The following is a 10,733-nucleotide window of genomic DNA, read 5'->3' on the forward strand; positions in this document are numbered from 1 at the left end:
GTGTTAAGCCGACCGGCCGCTTCCGCCGGATGATCGACCGGCTGTCGACCTCGCAGGAGGATCTGCACTCCGCGGAGCTGCAGGAGGACACGCAGGCCACGGGGTGCACCCGGATCTCCGAGTGCACCGACCGCCAGATCGTCAAGGTGACTGGTACCTTGCGCACGGTCACCCTGCGTCCCCGGGCCGGTGTGCCCGCCCTGGAGGCCGAGCTGTTCGACGGCACGGCCCCGCTGGACGTGGTGTGGCTCGGGCGGCGCTCGATCGTCGGCATCGAGCCCGGCCGCAAGCTGATCGCCTCCGGCCGGATCTCGATGAGCCACGGCCGGCGGGTGCTGTTCAACCCCAAATACGAACTGCGACCGCTCGGACAGGAGTAGCCGGTGACGTCTCTCGACAAGCCGACCACAACCGACCAGGACACCGATGCAAGAGCCGTCACGGAGGCGGCTCTCTTCGAAGCCTTCGGCGGGGTGCGGGGCATGGTGGAGACCGTGCTCCCCGGCCTGCTGTTCGTCACGATCTTCACGATCAACAAGGACCTGAAGACCTCGGCGATCGCCGCCGTCGCCGTGTCCCTGGTGCTCGTCGTGGTCCGGCTGGTCCGCAGGGACACCGTCAAGCACGCCTTCAGCGGTGTCTTCGGCGTCGCCTTCGGTGTGGTCTTCGCGATGATGACCGGCAACGCCAAGGACTTCTATCTGCCGGGCATGCTCTACACGCTGGGCCTCGCCCTCGCCTACATCGTCACGGCCGCAGTGGGTTTCCCGCTGATCGGCGTGATCCTGGGGCCGGTCTTCAAGGAGAACCTCTCCTGGCGCAGCCGTAACCCCGGCCGCAAGTCGGCTTACACCAAGTCGAGTTGGGCCTGGGGGCTGATCCTCCTCGCCAAGTGCGCGATCCTCTTCCCGCTGTACTGGTGGGCCGACACCACCCAGTTCGGCTGGGTGCTGATCGCGCTGAAGATCCCGCCGTTCCTGCTCGCGGTCTACCTCACCTGGGTCTTCCTGGCGAAGGCTCCGCCGCCCATCGACGTGTTCGCGGAGATGGAAGCCGAGGAGGAGGCCGAGAAGGCCCGCAAGGCGGCCGCCGCCGAGGCGCAGCGCGGCGAGGCGTAACAGCCGCACACAGCACACAGCGAGAACGCCGTACCGGGGCAGTCCCGGTACGGCGTTCTCGTGTTCCGGTGCGATACCGGGGCTCCCGGCCTGTCCGGGCTTCGCGGGCCCACGAAGCCCGGGAGGGCAGTTCCTGGGAGGCCCGGCAGGGCAGGACCTAGCCGGCCGCGCCCTCCCGGCGCACCGACAGCAGGTCCTCCAGCTGCTCCTCGCGCGCCTGGGCCGCCACGAACAGCAGCTCGTCGCCCGGCTCCAGGGTCTCCTCCGGACTCGGCGTCAGGACCCGGGTGCCACGGATGATGGTGACCAGAGAGGTGTCCTCGGGCCACGCCACATCACTGACCTGGGTACCGGCCAGCGCCGACTCCGGCGGCAGCGTCAGCTCGACGAGGTTGGCGTCGCCGTGGCTGAAGCGCAGCAGCCGGACGAGATCACCGACGCTCACGGCCTCCTCGACCAGCGCCGACATCAGCCGGGGAGTGGAGACGGCCACATCGACGCCCCAGGACTCGTTGAAGAGCCACTCGTTCTTGGGGTTGTTCACCCGGGCCACGACCCGCGGCACCCCGTACTCCGTCTTGGCGAGGAGCGAGACCACCAGGTTGACCTTGTCGTCGCCGGTCGCGGCGATCACCACGTTGCACCGCTGCAGCGCCGCCTCGTCCAGCGAGGTGATCTCGCAGGCGTCCGCGAGCAGCCACTCGGCCTGCGGCACCCGCTCCACCGAGATGGCGGTGGGCGCCTTGTCGACCAACAGGACCTCGTGCCCGTTCTCCAGCAGCTCGCCCGCGATGGAACGTCCCACCGCGCCGGCCCCGGCAATAGCCACACGCATCAGTGACCGCCCTCCTCGGGACCTCGGGCGAAGGCCGCCTCGACCTTTTCGACCTCGGCCGTGTGCATCATGACGTGCACCAGATCACCCTCTTGGAGCACCGTCCGCGAGGTGGGCAGCGTCGCCTCCCCCAGACGTGTGAGAAACGCGACGCGCACGCCCGTCTCCTCCTGGAGCTGGCTGATCCTGCGGCCGATCCAGGCAGCCGACGTGTGCACCTCCGCGAGCTGCACACCGCCGCTCGGGTCCCGCCACAGCGGTTCGGCGCCGGACGGCAGCAGCCGCCGCAGCATCTGGTCGGCGGTCCAGCGGACCGTGGCGACGGTGGGGATGCCCAGGCGCTGGTAGACCTCGGCACGGCGGGGGTCGTAGATGCGGGCGGCGACGTTCTCGATCCCGAACATCTCGCGGGCGACCCGCGCCGCGATGATGTTCGAGTTGTCCCCGCTGCTCACCGCGGCGAACGCACCGGCCTCCTCGACACCCGCCTCACGGAGGGTGTCCTGGTCGAAACCGACTCCGGTGACCCGGCGGCCGCCGAACCCGGCGCCCAGACGGCGGAAGGCCGTGGGGTCCTGGTCGATCACCGCGACCGTGTGCCCCTGCTGTTCCAGGGTCTGCGCGAGAGCGGCTCCCACTCGCCCGCAGCCCATGATGACGATGTGCACGACCGTCCTTCCACACGTCCGTAAATTTTCGGTCATAACTGTTCCACCGGAAAATGGCCCCGGCCGAGGAATAAAGACTCTCAGACGTGCGGCCAAGCTACACACGCACGGTGCGGGTGGGGAGCCCTGTACGGGGGAGCGGGAGATTCCGGGATGCCGCGCTGTCGTGACGAGTCCGTGGCGATGAGGGGGTGGGGGGTGCGCGCTCCCTATATCGAACGCTTACGATCCTCACCGTGTCCAAACTGACCGACGTGCCCAAACGCATCCTGATCGGCCGGGCGCTGCGCAGCGACAAGCTGGGCGAGACCCTTCTCCCCAAACGCATCGCGCTTCCCGTCTTCGCCTCCGACCCCCTGTCCTCGGTGGCGTATGCCCCGGGAGAGGTACTGCTCGTCCTCTCCGTCGCGGGTGTGTCGGCCTACCACTTCAGCCCCTGGATCGCGGTCGCCGTCGTGGTCCTGATGTTCACCGTGGTGGCGTCCTACCGGCAGAACGTGCACGCCTACCCGAGCGGCGGCGGTGACTACGAGGTCGCCACCACCAACCTCGGGCCCAAGGCCGGGCTCACCGTGGCCAGCGCCCTGCTCGTCGACTACGTACTCACCGTCGCCGTGTCGATCGCCTCCGGTGTCGAGAACCTCGGCTCGGCGATCCCCTTCGTCGTCGAGCACAAGGTCCTCTGCGCCGTCGGCACCATCGTGCTGCTGACCCTGATGAACCTGCGCGGAGTGAAGGAGTCGGGGAAGCTCTTCGCCATCCCGACGTACGTCTTCGTCGCGGGCGTCTTCATCATGATCGCGTGGGGCGCCTTCCGGGGGATCGTGCTCGGCGACACCATGAAGGCGCCGACCGCGGGCTTCACCGTCCACGCGGAGCGGAGCGGCCTCGGCGGCTTCGCGATGGTCTTCCTGCTGCTGCGGGCCTTCTCCTCCGGCTGTGCGGCGCTCACCGGCGTCGAGGCGATCAGTAACGGCGTACCGGCCTTCCGCAAGCCCAAGAGCAAGAACGCCGCCTCCACGCTGGCGCTCATGGGCATCCTGGCCGTCACGATGTTCTGCGGGATCATCGGCCTCGCCATGGTCACCAAGGTCCGGATGGCGTCCAACCCCGGCACCGACCTCCTCAACCACGGTGTCCCGCTGGGAGCGGGGTACAACCAGGACCCGGTGATCTCGCAGGTGGCCGCCGCGGTCTTCGGCAACGGCACCTTCCTCTTCGTGGTCCTCGCGGCCGCGACCGCGCTGGTCCTCTTCCTCGCCGCCAACACCGCGTACAACGGCTTCCCGCTGCTCGGCTCGATCCTCGCGCAGGACCGCTACCTGCCGCGCCAGCTGCACACCCGCGGCGACCGGCTGGCCTTCTCCAACGGCATCGTGCTGCTGGCGGGCGCGGCCGTGCTGCTGGTGGTGATCTACGGGGCGGACTCGACCCGGCTGATCCAGCTGTACATCGTCGGTGTCTTCGTCTCCTTCACCCTCAGCCAGACCGGCATGGTCCGGCACTGGAACCGCCATCTGGCGACCGAGAAGGACCCGAACAAGCGCCGCCACATGATCCGGTCGCGTGCGATCAACACCTTCGGCGCCTTCTTCACCGGCCTGGTGCTGGTCGTCGTCCTCGCCACCAAGTTCACCCACGGCGCGTGGGTCGCCCTGCTCGGCATGGTGATCTTCTTCGGGACGATGACCGCGATCCGCAAGCACTACGACCGGGTGGCGGAGGAGATCGCGGCGCCGGACGAACCGTCCGACGACAGCCTGCGCCCGTCCCGTGTCCACTCGATCGTGCTGGTCTCCAAGGTCCACAAGCCGACGCTGCGCGCGCTCGGCTACGCGAAGCTGATGCGCTCCGACCATCTGGAGGCGCTCTCCATCGGCGTGGACCCTGCCGAGACGAAGGCGCTCAGGGACGACTGGGAGCGACGCGGCATCAACGTGCCGCTGAAGATCCTCGACTCGCCGTACCGCGAGATCACCCGGCCGATCATCGAGTACGTGCGGGGCCTGCGACGCGAGAGCCCGCGTGACGTGGTCTCCATCTACATCCCCGAGTACGTGGTGGGGCACTGGTACGAGCACGTGCTGCACAACCAGAGCGCGCTGCGCCTGAAGGGGCGGCTGCTCTTCACCCCCGGTGTCATGGTCACCTCGGTCCCGTACCAGCTGGAGTCCTCGGAGCTCGCGAAGAAGCGCGCGCGGAAGCGGGCCGACTGGAACGCGCCCGGCGCGGTGCGCCGCGGCCCGGTGGCCCGGCGGCCCGACGAGTTCGCGGGCTCGTCCGCCAAGGGGGCGGGCGGCTCGAAGGGTGCCAGGAACGGCAAGGGCGCCAAGGACACGAAGGGTGCCAGGGACCCGAAGGGCAAGAGCTGAGCCGGCGGCCGCAGGCCTGCGCGGCATCCGACTGGTGAACGGCCGGACAGCACCCACGTAGACTGGTGGGTCGTTGTCCGGCTGTCCCTTTTTTGATCTTCTGGAGTCCCCCGCCATGCAGACAGAACCCACGTCATCGCTGGTCGGGGAGGAGTACGAGGTCGAGGTCGGCCCCGTCGCACACGGCGGCCACTGCATCGCCCGCAACGCGGAGGGCCGGGTCCTCTTCGTACGGCACACACTGCCGGGCGAGAAGGTCGTCGCCCGCGTGACCGACGGCGACGAGAGCGCCCGCTTCCTGCGGGCCGACGCCGTCCGGATCATCGAGGCGTCCAAGGACAGGGTCGAGGCCCCGTGCCCCTACTCGGGCCCCGGCCGGTGCGGCGGCTGCGACTGGCAGCACGCCAAGCCGGGCGCACAGCGCCGGCTCAAGGGCGAGGTGATCACCGAGCAGCTCCAGCGGCTGGCGGGCCTGACCCCGGAGGAAGCGGGCTGGGACGGCACCGTGATGCCCGCCGAGGGTGACAAGCTGCCGCCGGGCGAGGTGCCGGCGTGGCGCACCCGGGTCCAGTACACGGTGGACGAGCAGGGCAGGGCGGGGCTGCGCAAGCACCGCTCGCACGAGGTCGAGCCCGTCGACCACTGCATGATCGCGGCGCCCGGCGTCACGGAACTGGGCATCGAGAAGCGCGAGTGGCCGCAGCTCGCATCGGTCGAGGCCATCGCTGCGACCGGCTCCAGCGACCGCCAGGTCGTCCTCACCCCGAAGCCGGGCGGCCGCCTGCCGCTGGTCGAGCTCGACCAGCCGGTCTCGGTGCTGCGCGTGGAGGAGCACGACGGGGGAGTGCACCGGGTACACGGCCGCCCCTTCGTCCGCGAGCGGGCCGACGGCCGCACGTACCGCGTCGGCATGGGCGGCTTCTGGCAGGTCCACCCGCAGGCCGCCGACACGCTCATGAAGGCCGTGATGCAGGGCCTGATGCCGCGCAAGGGCGATTCGGCACTCGACCTGTACTGCGGTGTCGGCCTGTTCGCGGGCGCCATCGCCGAACGGGTCGGCGAGCAGGGCGCGGTGCTCGGCATCGAGTCGTCGAAGCGCGCGTGCGAGGACGCCCGGCACAACCTCAGGGAACTGCCCAGGGTCCGCATCGAACACGGCAAGGTCGAGGCGGCCCTGCCCCGCACCGGCATCACCGAGACCGACCTGATCGTCCTGGACCCGCCCCGCGCGGGCGCGGGCAAGCAGACGGTCAAGCACCTGGCGTCCCTGGGCGCCCGGCGCATCGCGTACGTCGCCTGCGACCCGGCGGCGCTGGCGCGGGACCTGGCCTACTTCCGGGACGGGGGGTACAAGGTGCGGGTGCTGCGGGCGTTCGATCTGTTTCCGATGACGCATCACGTGGAGTGCGTGGCGATTCTTGAGCCCATCGCGAAGGACGCCTGACCTGCGGGTCCGGGTGGTGTGCTTGATCGGTTTCCCTCCGAGTAATGGGTCGGGCTGAAGCCGAGAGCTTGGCCCGTCAGGGCGACGGAGACGCCGTGATCCGAGGTCTCGTCCCGAGCAGCTGGTATCACCTCGCACCTTGATACCAGTCCGGTATCATGGCTGTATGGCGATGACACTCCGACTCCCCGATGACCTTGACGCGAAGCTCACCGAGCGTGCCCGTCGTGAGGGCCGCAGCAAGCAGGAACTCGCCATCGAAGCCATCCGCGAGGCCCAGAATCGGGCCGAGTTGAGGGTCGATGACGTCTTGGCCGAGCTGATGGACAGCGATGCGGAGATCCTGGACTACCTGAAGTGACCGAGGTGCGTTACATCCAGATCGACGAGATTCTGGCCATTGCTCGCAGGGTCAACGGCGCGGAGCACAGCGTGCGTGACATGGGGCTGCTGGTATCAGCGATCGAACGGCCCCGGACCCATATGTTCGGGGCCGAGCTCTACCCCACGCTGCACGAGAAGGGCGCGGCACTGCTGCACTCCGTCGCCCGCAACCATGCGCTGATCGACGGTAACAAGTGCACCGCCTGGCTCGCCTTGCGTGTCTTCCTGCGGCTCAATGGCGGCAGCGCCAGTACCGTCCCACCACCCGCCTCCATCGCCGGCCCGTTCGTCGAGGACGTCGCGCAGGACAACGTCGATGTACCGGCCATCGCCAAGCGTTTGTCAGTCTGGTTCCCCGTTTCCTGACCTTCGGACGTCATGAGGTGCGGAACGAGAGGAGGTTCCGTGAGCGGTGTTGGGCCGCGTGACGGGTGGTGCGGGCGCGCTACGGGCCGCAGGCGGCGACTTCGGTGAGATCGCGCGACAAGCGCTCGGCGACGTGAAGGCATCCACGGCCTCCTGTGCCTCCCGCTGAAGCGGCGACTGCTCCGAACGGGCCGGGGTACTGCTGCCGTGGCCCCCGGACCCGGCCGCCCCGCCTTCCGGAAGCCGGCCAGTGAGGCTGCTGAGCAGCCGGACCGGGTTGCTGAGCACCCGCACCGGCGTGCTGGACCCCTGAGGCAGAGGGGGAGCTCACCGGATTCCCCCGACTGCCCCGCCCTCAGGGCGACTTCGGCAGCTGCTTGGTCGAGCAGTGGATGCCGCCCCCGCCCTCGCCGAGCGTGTCGACGGGGACCTGTACCACCTCGCGGCCCGGATAGAGCTCCTGCACGACGGACAGGGCGTTCCTGTCGGCCCGCGTGTCGCCGAAGCGCGGGAGGACCACCCCGCCGTTGCACACGTAGTAGTTCACGTAACTCGCCAGGAAATCCTCGCTGTGGCCGTCCAGATCGGTCGCTTCCGGCAGTTCGACGATTTCGAGTCGCCTGTCCCGGGCGTCCCTGGCCTGTTCCAGTACGGCACGGGCCTGTTCGTAGGCGCGGGTCCACACGTCACGAGGGGCGTCCCCGGGCGGAGTGCTCATGACCACGACTCCCGGTTCGGAGAACCGGGCCAGTGCGTCGATGTGGTAGTCCGTGATGTCGTGCCCCTTGGCGCCCTTGACCCAGATCACGGTGGTGACGCCGAAGAGGGCCTTCATCGCGCGTTCGATGCCGGCGCGCGACTGGCCGGGGTTCCGGTTGTCGTTCGCCCAGCAGCTCTCGGTCGCCAGCAGGGTGCCCTGGCCGTCGACCTCGATGCCGCCGCCTTCCCCTGTGACCGGGGCCTGGATCCTCTTGATGCGCTTGCTGTCCAGGATCCTCCGGGCGATGCGGGCGTCCCGGGCGTGCGTCTGCTTGTCGCCCCATCCGTTGAAGCCGAGATCGACGCCGGCGATGCCCTGCGGACCGAGGACGAAGTCCGGCCCGGTGTCGCGCATCCACAGATCGTCCACCGGGACGGGCACGACCGTCACACCGGTGCCGCACGCGCGCTCCGCATCCTTGACGTCCTGCGCATTGGCCAGGAGCGTCACCGGTTCGAACCGTGCGACGGCCCTCGCGATCCCCGCGATGTCGTCCCGTACTCCGTGGATGTCCGAAGCCCAGATACGCCGGGTGGGCCAGGCCATGAAGGTCAGCTCGTGCGGATGGGACTCGCCGGGCAGGCGCCACTCGCCGGCCGGTGGCAGTCCGGCCGGTGTCGCCGAGGCGGCCGGGCTGCCACCGGTCGTGCCGCAGGCGCCCACGCCTGCGGCACCGAGTGCGGCGGCAAGGGCCGTCCGCAGCGTTCGGCGCCTGGGCATTTCCATTTCCGATCTCCTGACTGCCTGCGTCAGCCGCCTGGCACGCTCCCTCGCCCTGAGCGAGATGAACAAGTCCTACCTTGTCGCCTGCACCATTAAGGGCTTCTCCGGCTGGGCGGTCTGCCTGCGCCACCTCCTCCCGAACACCGTCGCCGTCGTCCTGGCGCAGTCCGCGGTGAACTTCGGCTACGCCCTCCTCGACCTCGCCTCCCTGTCGTACCTCGGACTCGGTACCCCGCCCCTCGAACCCGACTGGGGAAGCATGGTCGACGACGGCCAGTCCGCCATCCTGCAAGGCAGTCCGCTGTCCGCCGCCGTGCCCTGCCTGGCGATCGTCCTGACGGTGGTGGCCTTCAACGTCGTCAGCGAGCGCGTGGCCGACACTGTCGCGCGGAGGTCCTGACATGCCAGGCCCCGACAACTCCCCGGTCCTGCACATCGACCGCCTGACCCTGTGCCTTCTCCGGCAGGCACGCCCCGTACTCGCCGGTGTCACCCTGACCGTCGAGGCCGGCGAGACCGTCTCCCTGGCCGGGGAATCAGGCTCGGGGAAGTCCCTCACCGCTCGCAGCGCCCTCGGACTCACCCCGGCCGGATCACCGGCAGCGTCGCCGTGGCAGGACCGCCGGTCCTGACCGCGGACCCCGGCCAGTTGCGGAGACTGCGATCCCGTACCGCCTCCATGGTCTTCCAGGACCCCAAGGCAGCCATCAACCCGCTGCACCGCACCGGTGACTTCCTCACCGAGGCCGCTCGTCACGCGCGGCCCGCCTGCACCGGCGACCCCCTCGCCCGCGCCCTCGAACTGTGCGCGGCAGTCCGCCTGCCCGAGAGGGCACTGCGCCAGTACCCGCACGAACTGTCGGGCGGCATGCTCCAGCGCGTCGCCATCGCCGCGGCCCTCATGCCCGGCCCGCGACTCCTGCTGGCCGACGAACCCACCACCGCCCTCGACTCCACCACCCAGGCCGAGATCATCGCCCTCCTGGCCGACCTGCGCGACCGCCGCCCCTTCACTCCCCGGGCTCCCCCGAAACGTCGTCGCTCAGCCATCCGGCCGGCCTCGGGCAGGCGTCGCGGGCGCCTTCCCTCCTGCGCGGGTGCGGGACCGTGTGGGGCGCGCGCCCGGCGCACGGTAGCGCAGTGCGATCTCTGTGTGTCACAGAGTCTGCGGGATCCTGCTCGCGGCTATCCGGAAAGGTGCGGGTCGTAAGCGTGGAAACGTGTATGACACGGACATGGGCTGGCTGGATCCGTACAGAGAGGGTGAGTTGGCATATGTCTCGGTCTCATCTCTCCTTCACTCGTTCGATTTAGTACTCATAAGTAATGGGGCCGATTTGCATCACTGGCCGCCGAGGGTCCTCTAGTGTGATTGGCATGAACGGGCGGAGTCGGGGGAGCCTGACTCGGCCACTGGTGTATCGCCGATATCCGGCGGCGTAACGTATCTCCGCTCTGTGGGGCCGGGAGCGTAACGCCGGGGGGCGGATGGCTCGGACGCGTGGTTGTAGTGATCGGCGCAGCGTGCCCGGAAATACATGATGAACATGCCGTGGAAAGTGCGAAAACAGGTGGGGGACGGTCGTGGCCAATCCTTTCGATGACGAGTCGGGACGGTTCGTGACGCTGGTGAATGGCGAGGGTCAGTACTCGCTGTGGCCCGCGCATATCGATATTCCTGGTGGCTGGCGCGTCGAAGGCGCGGAGGGGTCGCGCCAGGAGTGTCTGGACGTGATCGAGGGCGCGTGGACCGATATGCGGCCCGCCAGCCTGGTGCGGGCGATGGAGGCCGACGCCGGATAGACCGGTGTCCGGGCCGGTCGCGGGCGGTGTGTGCCGCTGCGGGCCGAGGGGGTGCCGGCGCTCCCGCCTGATCGATCTCGCTTCAATTCGAGCAGAATCGATCAGGCATGGATAGTAGTCGGTCATGCCTTGTTAAAAAGCGTTCACGTGACGTTCATGAACCCTCGGTGAACTGCCTCGTGACGCGTCCATAAATGCGCGAAGACAGCGGAGTGCCCTGCCGGATACCTGCACCGGCAGGGTCCCCCGTCGATGCCTGA

13 protein-coding genes are annotated in these 10,733 nt (G+C 69.0%); 10 read left to right on the forward strand and 3 right to left on the reverse strand.

Annotated features, from left to right (window positions below):
• The first annotated feature begins 29 nt into the window (after positions 1-29).
• Complete coding sequence (locus OG917_RS26275; protein WP_203599219.1) at positions 30-380, forward strand: OB-fold nucleic acid binding domain-containing protein; 351 nt, start codon at positions 30-32, stop codon at positions 378-380.
• Positions 381-383: 3 nt separating this feature from the next.
• On the forward strand, positions 384-1,118 hold the full coding sequence (locus OG917_RS26280) for a DUF3159 domain-containing protein (protein WP_328320162.1): 735 nt from the start codon (positions 384-386) through the stop codon (positions 1,116-1,118).
• Between the two features lie 157 nt (positions 1,119-1,275).
• Here OG917_RS26280 and OG917_RS26285 read toward each other — a convergent pair whose 3' ends face one another.
• Both OG917_RS26285 and OG917_RS26290 read right to left on the reverse strand, forming a co-directional pair.
• Complete coding sequence (locus OG917_RS26285; protein WP_328320164.1) at positions 1,276-1,953, reverse strand: potassium channel family protein; 678 nt, start codon at positions 1,951-1,953, stop codon at positions 1,276-1,278.
• Positions 1,953-2,621, reverse strand: coding sequence for a potassium channel family protein (locus OG917_RS26290; protein ID WP_328320166.1), 669 nt, complete (start codon positions 2,619-2,621; stop codon positions 1,953-1,955). Before OG917_RS26290 ends, OG917_RS26285 begins: the two co-directional genes overlap by 1 nt.
• 236 nt (positions 2,622-2,857) lie before the next feature.
• Here OG917_RS26290 and OG917_RS26295 point away from each other — a divergent pair, with 236 nt between their 5' ends.
• From OG917_RS26295 to OG917_RS26310, 4 genes are all read left to right on the forward strand, one after another.
• Positions 2,858-4,993, forward strand: coding sequence for an APC family permease (locus OG917_RS26295; protein WP_328320168.1), 2,136 nt, complete (start codon positions 2,858-2,860; stop codon positions 4,991-4,993).
• Between the two features lie 115 nt (positions 4,994-5,108).
• Positions 5,109-6,437 carry a class I SAM-dependent RNA methyltransferase gene (locus OG917_RS26300; protein ID WP_328320170.1) on the forward strand — a complete coding sequence of 443 codons (1,329 nt, stop codon included), beginning with the start codon at positions 5,109-5,111 and terminating at the stop codon, positions 6,435-6,437.
• Between the two features lie 166 nt (positions 6,438-6,603).
• Positions 6,604-6,798 (forward strand): ribbon-helix-helix protein, CopG family, encoded by a 195-nt coding sequence (locus OG917_RS26305; protein WP_328320173.1) that lies wholly within the window; start codon positions 6,604-6,606, stop codon positions 6,796-6,798.
• Positions 6,795-7,187: a type II toxin-antitoxin system death-on-curing family toxin gene (locus OG917_RS26310; protein ID WP_328320175.1), complete on the forward strand. Its 393-nt coding sequence runs from the start codon at positions 6,795-6,797 to the stop codon at positions 7,185-7,187. Before OG917_RS26305 ends, OG917_RS26310 begins: the two co-directional genes overlap by 4 nt.
• A 355-nt stretch (positions 7,188-7,542) precedes the next feature.
• On the opposite strand, the gene OG917_RS26315 is transcribed toward OG917_RS26310, so the two are convergent.
• The gene (locus OG917_RS26315; RefSeq protein WP_328320177.1) at positions 7,543-8,673 is read right to left on the reverse strand and encodes an agmatine deiminase family protein; all 1,131 of its coding nucleotides are present in this window, start codon (positions 8,671-8,673) and stop codon (positions 7,543-7,545) included.
• A gap of 58 nt (positions 8,674-8,731) precedes the next feature.
• On the opposite strand from OG917_RS26315, the gene OG917_RS26320 reads away from it, so the two are divergent.
• The 4 genes from OG917_RS26320 to OG917_RS26335 all read left to right on the forward strand — a co-directional run bounded on the left by OG917_RS26320 (position 8,732) and on the right by OG917_RS26335 (position 10,473).
• Positions 8,732-9,070 (forward strand): ABC transporter permease subunit, encoded by a 339-nt coding sequence (locus OG917_RS26320; protein WP_443059017.1) that lies wholly within the window; start codon positions 8,732-8,734, stop codon positions 9,068-9,070.
• Between the two features lies 1 nt (position 9,071).
• Positions 9,072-9,302 (forward strand): ATP-binding cassette domain-containing protein, encoded by a 231-nt coding sequence (locus OG917_RS26325; protein WP_328320181.1) that lies wholly within the window; start codon positions 9,072-9,074, stop codon positions 9,300-9,302.
• Positions 9,281-9,880, forward strand: a complete 600-nt coding sequence (locus OG917_RS26330; RefSeq protein WP_328320183.1) for an ATP-binding cassette domain-containing protein — start codon at positions 9,281-9,283, stop codon at positions 9,878-9,880. Before OG917_RS26325 ends, OG917_RS26330 begins: the two co-directional genes overlap by 22 nt.
• A 374-nt stretch (positions 9,881-10,254) precedes the next feature.
• Positions 10,255-10,473, forward strand: coding sequence for an MbtH family protein (locus OG917_RS26335; RefSeq protein ID WP_328320185.1), 219 nt, complete (start codon positions 10,255-10,257; stop codon positions 10,471-10,473).
• The last annotated feature ends 260 nt before the right edge of the window (positions 10,474-10,733 follow it).

It is taken from the genome of Streptomyces sp. NBC_00388 (assembly GCF_036061255.1).
In the GTDB taxonomy this organism is placed as follows: domain Bacteria; phylum Actinomycetota; class Actinomycetes; order Streptomycetales; family Streptomycetaceae; genus Streptomyces.